Origin of the sequence: Pseudomonas sp. P4795 (assembly GCF_048822895.1) — a bacterium.
GTDB lineage: Bacteria > Pseudomonadota > Gammaproteobacteria > Pseudomonadales > Pseudomonadaceae > Aquipseudomonas.
The window spans coordinates 429,571-443,100 of record NZ_JBMFBT010000002.1; the positions used below are offsets into that span (position 1 = coordinate 429,571).

Consider the following 13,530-nt stretch of genomic DNA (forward strand, 5'->3'; position numbering starts at 1 on the left):
ATCAAGCAGCGTCAAACAAAAAGCTCTGCGTCAGGGCAGATAGATGCTGAACACACCGCCGCCCAACGGTCCGCCATTGCGCAATTCGGTATGCCCGCTAACGCCATTGCGCTGATGCAACGCGGCAATCCGACCGGCGAAGTACAAACCCAGCCCGGTGCTGCCGCTGCTGTGGTTGATGCCCTGCACATAATCGGCCTGACGTTCGAGCATCTCGGCCGGGTAACCCTCGCCGTCGTCATTGATGCTCAGCACCAGTTGCCCGGCTTCGTCGCTGACGGTGATCAGCAGCGATTCGCGGGCATAGCGAATCGCGTTATTGATGCAGTTGCCGAGGACCGAGGCAATCAGCTCGCGATCAAAGAAACCCAACGGACTCAGCGGATCGACTTCATAAGTTGCGAGGATCCCGCGACTGGCGAACACCTCTTGATGCGCCGCCAGTTGCGCTTCGATGAAATCATCCAGCTCGTGATACGCCGGCTGCAACGGCATCTGATTGACGCCGAGCTTATACAGCCCGAGCAACTGCACCAGCATGCCGTTCAGGTGCGCGAACTCGAAGTCCATCACACCCTGCTCCGGGCTGTGCCGCTGTGCTTCGGGCAAACGCGACAGCCACTGGCTGTGGGTCTGCATGAGCATCGCCAGCGAGTTCTTCATGTCGTGCACGGTGGATGCGATCACCGTGGAAAAATCCAGTGCCTGCTCGTCGTGGTTCATTCGCCAAACGCCTTGCTTTTCAGCTTCTGATAGCGCGAAAAACGCGCGTCGGTGTCGGGCATCATGCCCACCAGTTTCAGGCAGGCCCGACATTCTTCCAGCTCCGCCGACGGCACGCTGGTATCGGTACCGTGCAACAGCGACTGCGCCATGTTCAGCGCGATACTGATGTTCTTCGGCTGCATCTTCAGCGCCTTGCGGAATACCTCGCGGGCCTCCACCAGGTTGCCGGTCTTGTACACGCGTACACCCTGCCGGTTTAGATCGGCGGCGGCGTTGCTCGAACTGAGAATGGCCGGGTCATCGGTGAGCTTGGCGATGTCTTTCATCACCGCCGGATCGTCACCGTAGATTTCCGCGCAGCTCTTGAGCATCGAGGTGCCCGCCTCGGCCTGACCGAGCATCTGCAATTGCTTGGCCACCAGCAGCGCTGCCTCCGGACTCATGAACTGCTCCATGCCGTCGAGGCGCAGCATCGCCTGCTCGGTGAGCTTCTCGGCGGTCTCGGCGTCGTTCAGCAACAGACTGGTGGCCTTCATCAGGCGCGCGCGGATCTGCAAACCCGGATCGCTGGGGTTTTCCTTGGCCACAGCGCTGAGCGTAGTGTTGATCTCCAGCCGCGTGCGCGTATCGAGGCCCTTTTCGCTGCCCTTGCTGATCAGCGCATGGGCGAGTCCGAGATTGCTTTCCGCATCCTTGAAACGCGACTGCGCACCTTGCGCCACGGCCTGACGATAAGCCTTCGAAGCGGTGTCGAAGTCTTCGTTGGCCATCGCCAGTTTGCCAAGCAACGCCTGACGCCGCACCGCCAGCGGCGACAGGCGAATGGCTTCTTCCAAAACTTTTTGCGCGCCCTTGCTGTCGCCTTCGGCGATCAGCACATCGGCCATGCCGTCGTACAACGATGGCATCATCGGGAAGACTTTCAGGGCTTTTTCGTACACGCCTTTGGCCTGTGCGACCTGACCGCGCTTGAATAACAATTTGCCCAACCCGGCGAACGCCCACGGCAGCGGCCGATCAGCAATGATGCTGTCGTACAGACGCTCAAGTGCTTCGTTCTGATTGAGATCACGCAGGGCATCGGCGCGATAGCGCAGGCACAGCGGCGAATAGCGGATGTCCTGCTTGCACAGGGCGATGCAGGCGTTGAGCACCTCGACCGGCTTGCCGCGATCAAGCGCTTGCAGAATCGGTTTGAGCAGGGTCTTGCGCTGCTCCAGACGCTCCAGACGCTGAGCCAGCCCGGAGCGGTTGAACGGCTTGGTCAGGTACGCGTCCGGCTCGTGCTCCAAGGCACTGAGCACCATCGCCTGACTGGTCTCGGCGGTGACCATCACGAATACCGCTTCGTGGCTGATCAGCTTTTCCATCATCAAGTCTTCGAGCACCTGCTGGCCGTTCTTCTTGCCGTCGCCGAGGTGGAAATCCTGCAGGATGAAATCGTAGGACTTCTGCGAGCACATTTTCAGCGCCTGCTCGCCGGTGTCGGCGGTGTCCACGTCCTTGACCCCCAGCTCGCGCAGCATCGAGCGCACGGAACTGCGGAAATCCGAAAAATCATCGACGATCAGAAAACTCTTTTGGTGATACGACGACATCAACGATTTCCAGGCAATTGAGAGGATGAACCGGGGGCATTTTTCAGGCGCGCAGATCATAGCTGGCGGCGAAATGCTATCAAGCGATTTCGTGCAAATCTGAAGTTACCGTTGGGGTTATCGGCCACAAGTGGCATTCCCTTGAAGCGGGGCTTCAAGATTCGTTGCGCGACGATTACTCTGCGCGGGTGTTCCCTCCCTACTTCAAGGTTTTGATCGTGAACATCAAAGGACGCTACATCGTGTCGGCTTGCGCGCTGCTGTTTACCCAGCTCGCCACGGCCGCCGGAATGGACTGTGCGAAAGCGGCGAGTGTGGTGGAAATCGCTATTTGTGCGAACAAGCCGTTGTATGAGCTGGATGTGCAGATGGGGGCGGTTTATGGGCGACTAATTAAGGCTGCTACGCAGAGACAGCCTGAGGTGAAGAGCGCCCAGCGGCAGTGGCTGAAGACGCGCGATGCGTGCGGCGAGGATGTCAGTTGCTTGAATCAGCGCTATACGGATCGCTTGCAGGCATTGCACGCGCAGTGGACCGATGCGGTCGCGTATCAACCTGACGATATCGACAAACAGGTCACGGAGGATCTGCAACAACGCATTCGCGATATGAGCAAGGTGTATCCGGAGTTTGCCTTGGAGCGGGCAGTGGGCTCTCTCACGATCAGCAAGGGTCAAACCTCATTCGATGGCGACCCGAATGATGACCCGAGCGAGGATCACACGCTGTTTCCGAAAAAAACTCCCAAGGGCGTCACCCAGGATGAATGGAGGGCGCTGACCGCCTCAGGTCTCGACGCGGATGCGGCGCAAGGCCGGGCCACTTATACATTGATGGATCTGGATGGCGACGGACAGCGCGACTTGCTCATTGCAACCTATACCGGCGGTACTGGGCTGTTTACGTTTTATGACACCCTGCGTCGTGATGGAGGGCGGTTTACTCGCCGATTGACGCCCTACGATCCTGAAGCAGGCGCAGGCAGCTCACTGTTCTCCATAAGTGATCGCGGCGCCGACCAGTGGGCCAGCTGGATCAAATCTCACGGGAGAACGTATCTGGCCTTCCGCGACGGCTCTTACGGTGTTGATGAGCTGTACTTGATCAATCCTTTGAAGATCAACCGTCAGATACCGACGATTACGGTTCGGTATGACTACCGACTGACGGTGCCTCGCAGTCAATATCGCGAGGCAGACAACACCACATACAAGCTTGATCCAGGCTTGCGGAAGACGCTCAGCCGAGCGTTGATCAAATCGAACGCTGGCAAACCTCAGCAACCGAGCGAAAGTACAGCGCCGCTATGCCCCATTCCCGCGTCGGGAGAAGGCGACGACAACTATTCCAGTTACGGTGCAAGTTACTACGCAGTAGAGCCCGTCACGGACATGACGGTGATCATCGGCAACGATTGCTACATCGCAAGGTTGATCAACTGGTATGGACGTTACGGCGAAAAAGACGGGCTGAATGCACTGCTGATGCTGCGCAAGCCAGGTTCTGCAGATCCGGAACAGAGTTACTCGATCAACGGGCGTAGGCATGTGACGCAAGTTAGTTCGGAGGTAAGCGCGCGCGGGGCTGAGTTGTTTTAGCTGCTGACTCTGCGCGATTGAGTGCAACAAAAAAGCCCCACCAGATCGCTCTGCGAGGGGCTTTCGAATATATGGTGTCCCAGGGCAGGTTCGAACTGCCAACCTTCCCCTTAGGAGGGGGATGCTCTATCCAATTGAGCTACTGAGACACAAGTCAGCCGATACGACAGACGGCGTGCATGGTAACGGCCAGGCCTTTATTTGTCATGTCGTCCATAGTGCTTTTTCAGTGTAGGCAGGCGCGTTGCAACGCTGACGGAAGTTTTACCGTGCATTTTGCATCCCAGCACAAACCCGGCAGTGCAAATTGCAATGCACGACGGTTCCAAAATACCTATAAAACCTTGTTTTTAAAGGACTTAACAGCGGTTAGACTGTTGGCACGCTGGCTGCTTTGTCTGTTCTTATAAAGAACGTTCGGAGACTCGCCTGATGAACAGCGCCCTCTTGCTTGCAAACGCAACCGCCCTGGCGGTTCTGGTGGGATTTCATTTTGCCCCCGAGAGCAATGAGCAGGTGGCGCAGCGCATGCCCCATTACCTGCAAGTGCAGCGGGCGCCGCAACTGGCGGTGTTGAGCGATCAGCGTGGTTTTGCGCCGCAGGATGTCAGCGAGACGCTACACACACCGCTTGCGCAGTCGACCGAACGTCTGGTGTTTTGAATCATTTTTCTGGAGTTAAGCATGTCCAAATCAGCCACGGGATTGTTAATCCTCGCGCTCTTGAGCGGCGTTTTGCATTTTTCGCTGTTCGATGAGGCGAAGATTTCCCCGCCTCTGATCAGTTGCGCCGTGTTTGCAGTGGGGTTCATCCTGGCTTTGGTTATTGGCCGCAGAATCAAATTCGATCCTGTTCTGCGTTAAGTCTGATCCACTCCAGCAACCGGGCGACGGTCTCCGCCAGATCGCCCGAGTTATCCAACAGATGAATGGGTGTTTCTCCAAGTGTTTCAGGCGCAACGAACAGCGCATTGCGGCCCAGACGTGCATCAATCTCCGCCAGCCCTTCTCTTCCGCGTTTGACCAGGCGCTGACGCAGCACCTCATCCTTGACCGTCAATAGCACTGGCAGCAGCGTCGGATAGCGCTCCCGCGCCTGCGGCAGGTAACCGCGAGAGCCGTTCACCAGCACATGCTGACCGGATTGCAGCCACCGGTTCATCTCAGCGGGAATGCCGTAATGCAGCCCATTGGCGCGCCATGCCAACGCAAACTCTCCTGCCTCCCGGCGTTTCGCGAACTCCGCAGACGACACGCCGATAGCGTCTTCGCCCACCGACTCCGCCGAACGAGTGATGACTCTGCGTACTACCTCGCAATTCAACTTGAACAACCCATCACGCGCAGCCTCGATCAGGCTGTCTTTGCCGGAGCCCGAGGGTCCCATCAGGTAAATAACCCTGCCATCCATCCTGAAAACGCCCTCCAGCGGGTGTTACCCCTAGTAAATCGGCAAATTGCCACTATCCTGTACAAGGTAGGGAACGAGGGGTTTGAACCGCACAGCATGCACGTTCCGAGGCCTTTGGGCACCACTCGGCGTGTTTCAGGATGCGGTCAACCATGCGGGCCAGAGCAATCTTTTCAAACCAGTCCGCATTTCTGATAATTGGTGCTGGCATTACGCCTTTACCCGGATCAATATTTGTCACAGAATTGGCGCCAATGATCTGGCAATTTTGAGGCATGATGCCCGCCTCTTAGCAATTCAGGTTGAACCATTTGGCGCGGATGCTTGTCCTACCACACATCCTGCGGCCATTCCCGAAACCGCTCCCCTGAACTAACCGGTTAAATATATGCGCCCATTGAAACAGGCAATTTATTCCAGCCGTACGGCTGACAAGTTTGTCGTACGTCTGCCAGACGGAATGCGTGAACGCATTGCCGAAGTGGCTCGCAATCATCATCGCAGCATGAACTCCGAGATCATCGCGCGCCTTGAGCAGAGTCTTATTCAGGAAGGCGCACTGGGCGAAGAGCTGAGCATGCGTCTGGACAGCCCGGAGCTGTCACTGCACGAACGCGAACTGCTGCAACGCTTCCGCCAACTGTCCCACCGCCAGCAGAACGCCTTGGTGTCGCTGATCGCTCACGACGCTGAAATGGCTGCCGACGCTTCCTGATTCATATCGAATATCTCAAGCCAGCATGATTGCTGGCTTTTTTTTGCCCGCAATCTGACTTCAGCGCTTTTGCGCAGGTGTAAAAAAGCCCGCCATTTCGGCGGGCTGTTTCGATGCAGCAAGATCAGAGCAGGAAGATTGTCGCCAGCCCGAGGAAGATGAAGAAGCCACCACTGTCGGTCATGGCCGTGATCATCACACTCGCGCCCATTGCCGGGTCGCGCCCCATCTTCGCCAGCGTCATCGGGATCAACACCCCCATCAGCGCCGCCAGCAGCAGGTTGAGCGTCATCGCCGCTGTCATCACCACACCCAGCGACCAGCTGCCATACAGCAGATAGGCGACTACACCGATCACCCCGCCCCACACCAGACCGTTGATCAAGCCAACTGCCAGCTCCTTGCGCATCAGACGCGAGGTGTTGCCGGTACTGACCTGATCGAGCGCCATCGCGCGTACGATCATGGTGATCGTCTGGTTACCCGAGTTACCGCCAATGCCCGCCACGATCGGCATCAGCGCCGCGAGGGCTACCAGCTTCTCGATCGAGCCTTCGAACAGGCCAATCACTCGCGATGCGATGAATGCAGTGATCAGGTTGACCGCCAGCCACGCCCAACGGTTGCGCAGGGATTTCCACACGGAGGCGAAGATGTCTTCCTCTTCGCGCAGACCAGCCATGTTGAGAACTTCGCTTTCGCTCTCTTCACGGATCAGGTCGACCATTTCATCGATGGTCAGACGGCCGATCAGCTTGCCGTTCTTGTCGACCACCGGGGCCGAGATCAAGTCGTAACGCTCGAACGCCTGAGCGGCGTCGTAGGCGTCCTCATCCGGGTGGAAACTCACCGGATCGCTGGCCATGACTTCCGCCACCTGCTTGTCCGGGTCGTTGACCAGCAGACGCTTGATCGGCAGCACGCCTTTGAGCACGCCGTCGTAATCGACCACAAACAGTTTGTCGGTATGCCCCGGCAGCTCTTTGAGACGGCGCAGATAGCGCAGAACCACTTCGAGACTGACGTCTTCACGAATGGTCACCATCTCGAAGTCCATCAGCGCACCGACCTGCTCCTCGTCGTAGGACAGGGCCGACCGCACGCGCTCACGTTGTTGGTTATCCAGGGTCTCCATCAGCTCATGGACGACGTCTCGCGGCAGCTCGGAAGCCAGGTCAGCAAGTTCGTCGGCGTCCATGTCCTTGGCGGCAGCCAGGAGCTCGTGATCGTCCATGTCGGCGATCAGCGTTTCACGGACGGAGTCGGATACTTCGAGAAGAATGTCGCCGTCGCGGTCGGCCTTGACCAGTTGCCAGAGCGTCAGACGGTCGTCCAGCGGCAAGGCTTCAAGAATATAGGCGACGTCGGCGGAGTGCAGATCATCGAGTTTGCGTTGCAACTCGACGAGGTTCTGCCGGTGGACCAGGTTTTCGACCCGGTCATGATTTGCGCCTTCCTGGCGATGCGTCAGGTCTTCGACGACCCGCTGGCGCTGCAGCAGCTCAACGACTTGAGCCAGGCGATCCTGCAGGCTTTCCTGTGTTTTCTTTACTTCGATTTGAGACATAGGCGAACTCCACTCCCAGCAGCGGGGCACGCCGGAAGGATCAATCAGTCAATTCATGATTGGAAAAACGGGATACTGAACAACTACTGGGTAAGTCCATGGAGGTTTTCCATAAGCCCCGGCGGGGCTGACGGGCGCAATGATACACCGCCTGACGGTTTTAAACGTTAAAAAATCCAGCTTGAAACAAGCGCTTGCGAGACAAACCTGAGCGCCGCGCTGATCCATGCAAGTGCGACGACTCATCCTGAAAAGAAAGCACACTCGCGGCAGACGGCGCAGCGACTAACCTTGACCGGGTAACGTCATGGAGGACGTCGAATGCCATTGAAAACAGCTCGTTTTGTACTGACCACCCTGCTCTGCCTGCCTCCCGCCGCGAATGCGGCCACTCTGCATCGCTGCGAAGCGCCTGACGGCAGCATCACGTTCACCACGCTTAGTTGCGCGAATGACGAGCAGCTGTCGCTACAGGAAGTTCGGCCCTACTCGCCCGGCTCGACCGTGACACTGCTACCCGAGGCGCGCCACGAAGAAACATCCGGTATGAATAGCAGAACCCGCCAGTTGGGCGTCATCGGACGAAACCATGACAAATGTGGAGATCTGATCGACGCCAGACAACGGCGTGAAGCAATCATCAATCAGCGCGTGGTCGTCGGCATGAATCAGCAGGATGTAGAGAGCGCACTCGGCAAACCGGACAAGGTCGGCATTCGCAATTCGACCACGACCTATCGCTACGACCTCAAGAAAGGCCGAAGTGCACAAATTGATTTTGATGAGAAAGGCTGCGTGTCCGGAAAAGCCAAATCCCGGACAGCAAAAAGCCCGCGTTAAACGCGGGCTTTTCGGTATATGGTGCACTCGACAGGATTCGAACCTGTGACCGCTCGGTTCGTAGCCGAGTACTCTATCCAGCTGAGCTACGAGTGCATTTGTGTTTTTAGACCAGATCACAACTGGTTGAAACCAAGTTGATCGCATTACTGCAATTAACTCTTAAATGGTGCACTCGACAGGATTCGAACCTGTGACCGCTCGGTTCGTAGCCGAGTACTCTATCCAGCTGAGCTACGAGTGCATTTGTGTTTGATAGACCAGATCACATCTGGTTGAAGCCAAGTCATTTGCATCGCTGCAATTGACTCTTAAATGGTGCACTCGACAGGATTCGAACCTGTGACCGCTCGGTTCGTAGCCGAGTACTCTATCCAGCTGAGCTACGAGTGCATTTGTTGCGCCGCATTATAGCCCGTCCAATCTCTATTCCAACCACTTTTTCTAGTAATTTCAACAACTTACCGAAAAAGCCAGATTACGACGTACTAAGCAAATAATGGCGGAGAACGGGGGATTCGAACCCCCGACACCCTTTTGAGGTGTACTCCCTTAGCAGGGGAGCGCCTTCGGCCACTCGGCCAGCTCTCCGCAACACGGGGCGTATCTTAACCAACCTTTTCCCCGTTTGCAAACATAAAAAACGATAAAAATTAATGGCTTGGTTCTTCGTCCTTCTCTTTCTTTATACGCAGGTAAATTTCTTCACGGTGCACGGCAACCTCTTTCGGGGCGTTGACGCCGATACGCACTTGATTTCCTTTAACGCCGAGCACCGTCACGGTGATTTCGCCATCACCAATGATCAGGCTTTCCGCGCACCGACGGGTCAGAATCAGCATACCTTTATCCTCACGCAATTCAGTTCAGGGACAACAGTCTGGAAAAAAAGGCACCCGACCTACAACCGGAGCGATCGCAGCCCTACATGCCTGAGTATTGACCAGCGCGCGCAAAAGAACAGATCCAGCGGCGCGCCATTCAAAAAATAAAGGGCGCGGTCAGACCGCGCCCTTCAGACAACGCATCACTCGCCCTGACGGGCCGGAGCGTCGAGTTCGAAAGCCGTGTGCAGGGCGCGCACAGCCAGTTCCAGGTATTTCTCTTCGATCACCACGGAAACCTTGATTTCCGAAGTCGAGATCATCTGGATATTGATGCTTTCTTTTGCCAGGGATTCGAACATGCGGCTGGCCACGCCTGCGTGGGAACGCATGCCGACGCCAACGATCGAGACCTTGGCGATCTTGATGTCGCCCACCACTTCACGGGCACCGATCTCGCGAGCGGTGTTTTCCAGCACGGTCTGTGCGGCCTGGAAGTCATTACGGTGCACGGTGAACGTGAAGTCGGTGGTGTTATCGTGCGCAACGTTCTGCACGATCATGTCGACTTCGATGTTCGCGCCACTGATCGGGCCAAGAATCTTGAAAGCTACGCCCGGGGTGTCTGGCACACCACGGATGGTCAGCTTGGCTTCATCGCGATTGAAAGCGATGCCGGAAATGATCGGCTGTTCCATGGTTTCCTCTTCATCAATAGTAATGAGGGTACCCGGACCCTCCTTGAAGCTGTGCAGTACGCGCAGCGGGACGTTGTACTTGCCGGCGAATTCCACCGCGCGGATCTGCAGCACCTTGGAACCGAGGCTGGCCATTTCCAGCATCTCTTCGAAGGTGATCTTGTCCAGACGCTGAGCGACGGACACCACTCGCGGGTCGGTGGTGTACACACCATCAACGTCGGTGTAGATCTGGCATTCGTCAGCCTTCAGCGCAGCGGCGAGCGCCACACCGGTGGTGTCCGAACCGCCACGCCCCAGCGTAGTGATGTTGCCGTGCTCGTCGACGCCCTGGAAACCAGCAACAACCACAACGCGGCCAGCCTTCAGGTCACCACGAATCTTCTGGTCATCAATCTGCAAGATACGCGCTTTATTGTGCGCGCTGTCCGTCAGGATCCGCACCTGATTGCCGGTGTACGACACCGCCGGCACACCGCGCTTGATCAGCGCCATAGCCAACAGTGCGATGGTCACCTGCTCGCCAGTGGAAACGATCACGTCCAGTTCACGCGGAACCGGTTGCTCGTCGCCACTGATTTGCTTGGCCAGATCGATCAGACGGTTGGTCTCGCCGCTCATTGCAGACAGCACAACCACCAGGTCATCGCCGGCATCGCGGAATTTCTTAACCTTGTCGGCGACCTGCTCGATTCTCTCGACAGTACCGACCGAGGTGCCTCCAAATTTCTGTACGATCAAAGCCATTTCAAAGCCGCCTCTGCCCATGAAGGGCGCCCAATAATCACTCGAACAGCCGTCGGTCCCGCCACTAGACAGCGGGGCCGACGGGCCGTCTTATAAACCCTGCTCGACGAATGGAACGGTCAGCGCCAGTGCGCCATCCAGTGCGCCGGCGTCAATACCACCGCCCTGCGCCATGTCCGGACGACCGCCGCCCTTGCCGCCCACTGCCGCAGCAGCCTGTTTCATCAAATCACCGGCTTTGAGTTGGCCAGTCAGGTCTTTGGTCACGCCTGCAACCAGAACGACCTTTTCCTCATGGACACTGCCGAGCAGGATCACTGCGCGGCCGAGTTTGTTTTTCAGTTGATCGACCAGCGCCAGCAGCGCCTTGGCGTCCTGACCGTCGAGACGCACGGCCAGCACTTTCACGCCTTTGACATCCAGTGCCGAGGCCGACAGATCGTCGCCCGCAGCGCTGGCAGCCTTGGCTTGCAACTGCTCGAGTTGCTTCTCCAGCAGACGGTTGCGCTCGAGCACAGCCGACAGCTTGTCGATCAGGTTGTCGCGGCTGCCCTTGACGAGAGTGGCCGCTTCCTTGAGTTGTTCTTCTGCTGCGTTCAGGTAGGCCAGCGCCGCAGCGCCGGTCACCGCTTCGATACGACGCACGCCCGAAGCCACACCGCCTTCGCTGATGATTTTCAGCAGGCCGATGTCGCCGGTACGGTTGGCGTGGATGCCGCCGCACAGCTCGACGGAGAAATCGCCGCCCATGCTCAGCACGCGCACGTTGTCGCCGTACTTCTCGCCGAACAGCGCCATCGCGCCTTTCTGCTTGGCGGTTTCGATGTCGGTTTCTTCGGTTTCAACCGCAGAGTTCTTACGAATCTCGGCGTTGACGATGTCTTCCAAAGCTTTGATCTGCTCAGGCTTGATCGACTCGAAGTGGCTGAAGTCGAAACGCAGGCGCTGACTGTCGACCAACGAACCTTTCTGCTGAACGTGTTCACCCAGCACCTGACGCAATGCGGCGTGCAGCAAGTGCGTGGCCGAGTGGTTCAGCGCAGTGGCGTGACGCACTTCGGCATCGACATGGGTTTCAACCGGCGCGCCAATGGTCAGGCTGCCCGACGCCAACACGCCGTGGTGCAGGAATGCGCCGCCAGTCTTGGTGGTGTCGCGTACGTCGAAGCGTGCGTTGCCGGCCTGAAGGAAACCGCAGTCGCCGATCTGGCCGCCGGATTCAGCATAGAAAGGCGTCTGGTTGAGAACGATCACGCCCTCCTCGCCTTCACTGAGTACGTCGACCGACTGGCCTTCTTTATAGATGGCGACAATTTTCGCCGAACCGCTGGTGGCCTTGTAGCCGGTGAACTCGGTGGCCACGTCGACTTTGACCAGCGTGTTGTAGTCCAGACCAAACGAACTGGCGGAACGTGCACGGACGCGCTGGGCTTCCATCTCACGCTCAAAACCGGCTTCGTCGACGGTCAGGCTGCGCTCGCGGGCGATGTCGGCGGTCAGGTCCATCGGGAAACCGTAGGTGTCGTAGAGTTTGAACACCACGTCGCCCGGCACCACGGTGCCTTTGAGTTCCAGCAGATCCTGCTCGAGAATCTTCAGGCCGTGCTCCAGGGTCTTGGAGAACTGCTCTTCTTCGGCCTTGAGTACGCGCTCGATATTGCTCTGCTGCTTTTTCAGTTCCGGGAAGGCTTCGCCCATCTCGGCGACCAGCGCCGCGACGATCTTGTAGAAGAAGCTGCCGGTAGCGCCGAGCTTGTTACCGTGACGGCAGGCGCGGCGGATGATCCGGCGCAGCACGTAGCCGCGACCCTCGTTGGACGGCAGCACGCCGTCGGCGATCAGGAAACCGCACGAACGAATGTGGTCGGACACAACCTTGAGCGACGACTGATCGCCATTCTCGCAGCCGATGGCGTCGGCCGAAGCTTTCAGCAGGTTCTTGAACAGGTCGATGTCGTAGTTGGAATTGACGTGCTGCATCACCGCACTGATCCGCTCCAGGCCCATGCCGGTATCCACCGACGGCGCTGGCAACGGATGCAACACGCCATCGACGGTGCGGTTGAACTGCATGAACACGTTGTTCCAGATCTCGATGTAACGGTCGCCATCTTCTTCCGGCGAGCCCGGTGGGCCGCCCCAGATGTGGTCGCCGTGATCGTAGAAAATCTCGGTGCATGGGCCGCACGGGCCGGTATCGCCCATGGTCCAGAAATTGTCGGACGCGTATGGCGCGCCTTTGTTGTCGCCGATGCGGATCATGCGCTCGGCCGGCACGCCGATTTTCTGGGTCCAGATGTCATACGCTTCGTCGTCCGAGGCGTACACGGTGACCCAGAGTTTTTCCTTCGGCAGTTGCAGAACGCCGGTCAGGAAGGTCCAGGCGTAGGTGATCGCGTCGTGCTTGAAATAGTCACCGAAGCTGAAGTTACCGAGCATTTCGAAGAACGTGTGGTGACGAGCGGTATAACCGACGTTTTCCAGGTCACTGTTCTTGCCACCGGCGCGCACGCATTTCTGGCTGCTGGTCGCACGGGTGTACGCACGTTTTTCCTGGCCCAGGAAGCAGTCCTTGAACTGGTTCATCCCCGCGTTAGTGAACAGCAGGGTTGGATCGTTGCCCGGAATCAAAGAGCTGGAGGCTACACGGGTGTGACCTTGTTCTTCGAAGAAGCGAAGGAAGGCTTCACGGATTTCTGCGCTTTTCATTAGGTTCTTCCACGGAGGCTGCGGCCAAAGGCCTGTGCGAAACGTCAACAGACGAAGCGACGGCAAAGGGCCGCATTATATCGGCCCTGCGCGCGGG

The 13,530-nt window shown here is 57.6% G+C and carries 13 protein-coding genes and 5 tRNA genes; 6 read left to right on the plus strand and 12 right to left on the minus strand.

Features of this window, described 5'->3' with window-relative positions; genetic code table 11:
* Positions 1-30 precede the first annotated feature (30 nt).
* Both ACOI8A_RS06480 and ACOI8A_RS06485 read right to left on the minus strand, forming a co-directional pair.
* Entirely contained in the window at positions 31-723 is a 693-nt protein-coding gene (locus ACOI8A_RS06480) for a sensor histidine kinase (protein WP_420646429.1), read from the minus strand.
* On the minus strand, positions 720-2,324 hold the full coding sequence (locus tag ACOI8A_RS06485) for a response regulator (RefSeq protein ID WP_420646428.1): 1,605 nt from the start codon (positions 2,322-2,324) through the stop codon (positions 720-722). The genes ACOI8A_RS06480 and ACOI8A_RS06485 overlap by 4 nt, the downstream gene beginning before the upstream one ends.
* A 164-nt stretch (positions 2,325-2,488) precedes the next feature.
* On the opposite strand from ACOI8A_RS06485, the gene ACOI8A_RS06490 reads away from it, so the two are divergent.
* Entirely contained in the window at positions 2,489-3,922 is a 1,434-nt protein-coding gene (locus ACOI8A_RS06490; protein ID WP_420646427.1) for a lysozyme inhibitor LprI family protein, read from the plus strand.
* 72 nt (positions 3,923-3,994) lie between these two features.
* Here ACOI8A_RS06490 and ACOI8A_RS06495 read toward each other — a convergent pair.
* Positions 3,995-4,071, minus strand: a tRNA-Arg gene (locus ACOI8A_RS06495).
* 283 nt (positions 4,072-4,354) lie between these two features.
* Here ACOI8A_RS06495 and ACOI8A_RS06500 point away from each other — a divergent pair.
* Positions 4,355-4,585 (plus strand): hypothetical protein, encoded by a 231-nt coding sequence (locus ACOI8A_RS06500; RefSeq protein WP_420646426.1) that lies wholly within the window; start codon positions 4,355-4,357, stop codon positions 4,583-4,585.
* Between the two features lie 21 nt (positions 4,586-4,606).
* On the plus strand, positions 4,607-4,786 hold the full coding sequence (locus ACOI8A_RS06505; RefSeq protein ID WP_420646425.1) for a PA3371 family protein: 180 nt from the start codon (positions 4,607-4,609) through the stop codon (positions 4,784-4,786).
* Here ACOI8A_RS06505 and phnN read toward each other — a convergent pair.
* Entirely contained in the window at positions 4,761-5,333 is a 573-nt protein-coding gene (gene phnN / locus ACOI8A_RS06510; protein ID WP_420646424.1) for a phosphonate metabolism protein/1,5-bisphosphokinase (PRPP-forming) PhnN, read from the minus strand. The two genes, ACOI8A_RS06505 and phnN, sit on opposite strands and share 26 nt — an antisense overlap.
* A gap of 82 nt (positions 5,334-5,415) precedes the next feature.
* Here phnN and ACOI8A_RS06515 point away from each other — a divergent pair, with 82 nt between their 5' ends.
* Together ACOI8A_RS06515 and ACOI8A_RS06520 are read left to right on the plus strand one after the other, a co-directional pair.
* Positions 5,416-5,709, plus strand: a complete 294-nt coding sequence (locus tag ACOI8A_RS06515) for a hypothetical protein (RefSeq protein WP_420646423.1) — start codon at positions 5,416-5,418, stop codon at positions 5,707-5,709.
* Between the two features lie 12 nt (positions 5,710-5,721).
* Entirely contained in the window at positions 5,722-6,048 is a 327-nt protein-coding gene (locus ACOI8A_RS06520; protein WP_003178899.1) for an Arc family DNA-binding protein, read from the plus strand.
* Between the two features lie 124 nt (positions 6,049-6,172).
* Here the strand turns inward: ACOI8A_RS06520 and mgtE are convergent, their stop codons facing one another.
* Positions 6,173-7,615: a magnesium transporter gene (mgtE, locus tag ACOI8A_RS06525; RefSeq protein WP_420646422.1), complete on the minus strand. Its 1,443-nt coding sequence runs from the start codon at positions 7,613-7,615 to the stop codon at positions 6,173-6,175.
* Between the two features lie 321 nt (positions 7,616-7,936).
* Between mgtE and ACOI8A_RS06530 the strand changes: the two genes are divergently transcribed.
* Positions 7,937-8,455: a cell envelope protein SmpA gene (locus tag ACOI8A_RS06530; RefSeq protein ID WP_420646421.1), complete on the plus strand. Its 519-nt coding sequence runs from the start codon at positions 7,937-7,939 to the stop codon at positions 8,453-8,455.
* 19 nt (positions 8,456-8,474) lie between these two features.
* Here the strand turns inward: ACOI8A_RS06530 and ACOI8A_RS06535 are convergent.
* From ACOI8A_RS06535 to alaS, 7 genes are all read right to left on the minus strand, one after another.
* Positions 8,475-8,551 (minus strand) — tRNA-Arg (locus tag ACOI8A_RS06535).
* Positions 8,552-8,622: 71 nt separating this feature from the next.
* A tRNA-Arg gene (locus ACOI8A_RS06540) sits at positions 8,623-8,699 on the minus strand.
* A 72-nt stretch (positions 8,700-8,771) separates the two neighbouring features.
* Positions 8,772-8,848 (minus strand) — tRNA-Arg (locus ACOI8A_RS06545).
* Positions 8,849-8,955: 107 nt separating this feature from the next.
* Positions 8,956-9,046, minus strand: a tRNA-Ser gene (locus ACOI8A_RS06550).
* Between the two features lie 62 nt (positions 9,047-9,108).
* Positions 9,109-9,297 (minus strand): carbon storage regulator CsrA, encoded by a 189-nt coding sequence (gene csrA / locus ACOI8A_RS06555; RefSeq protein ID WP_002554426.1) that lies wholly within the window; start codon positions 9,295-9,297, stop codon positions 9,109-9,111.
* Positions 9,298-9,482: 185 nt separating this feature from the next.
* Positions 9,483-10,724, minus strand: coding sequence for an aspartate kinase (locus ACOI8A_RS06560; RefSeq protein WP_420646419.1), 1,242 nt, complete (start codon positions 10,722-10,724; stop codon positions 9,483-9,485).
* A gap of 90 nt (positions 10,725-10,814) precedes the next feature.
* Complete coding sequence (alaS, locus tag ACOI8A_RS06565; RefSeq protein WP_420646418.1) at positions 10,815-13,433, minus strand: alanine--tRNA ligase; 2,619 nt, start codon at positions 13,431-13,433, stop codon at positions 10,815-10,817.
* Positions 13,434-13,530: the final 97 nt, after the last annotated feature.

What these genes read in the sequence shown, in the direction of transcription:
- csrA (WP_002554426.1), bottom strand. Translation starts at nt 9,297, where the DNA reads ATGCTGATTCTGACCCGTCGGTGCGCGGAAAGCCTGATCATTGGTGAT.
- ACOI8A_RS06520 (WP_003178899.1), top strand. Translation starts at nt 5,722, where the DNA reads ATGCGCCCATTGAAACAGGCAATTTATTCCAGCCGTACGGCTGACAAG.
- ACOI8A_RS06485 (WP_420646428.1), bottom strand. Translation starts at nt 2,324, where the DNA reads ATGTCGTCGTATCACCAAAAGAGTTTTCTGATCGTCGATGATTTTTCG.
- ACOI8A_RS06505 (WP_420646425.1), top strand. Translation starts at nt 4,607, where the DNA reads ATGTCCAAATCAGCCACGGGATTGTTAATCCTCGCGCTCTTGAGCGGC.
- phnN (WP_420646424.1), bottom strand. Translation starts at nt 5,333, where the DNA reads ATGGATGGCAGGGTTATTTACCTGATGGGACCCTCGGGCTCCGGCAAA.
- alaS (WP_420646418.1), bottom strand. Translation starts at nt 13,433, where the DNA reads ATGAAAAGCGCAGAAATCCGTGAAGCCTTCCTTCGCTTCTTCGAAGAA.
- ACOI8A_RS06500 (WP_420646426.1), top strand. Translation starts at nt 4,355, where the DNA reads ATGAACAGCGCCCTCTTGCTTGCAAACGCAACCGCCCTGGCGGTTCTG.
- mgtE (WP_420646422.1), bottom strand. Translation starts at nt 7,615, where the DNA reads ATGTCTCAAATCGAAGTAAAGAAAACACAGGAAAGCCTGCAGGATCGC.
- ACOI8A_RS06560 (WP_420646419.1), bottom strand. Translation starts at nt 10,724, where the DNA reads ATGGCTTTGATCGTACAGAAATTTGGAGGCACCTCGGTCGGTACTGTC.
- ACOI8A_RS06530 (WP_420646421.1), top strand. Translation starts at nt 7,937, where the DNA reads ATGCCATTGAAAACAGCTCGTTTTGTACTGACCACCCTGCTCTGCCTG.
- ACOI8A_RS06480 (WP_420646429.1), bottom strand. Translation starts at nt 723, where the DNA reads ATGAACCACGACGAGCAGGCACTGGATTTTTCCACGGTGATCGCATCC.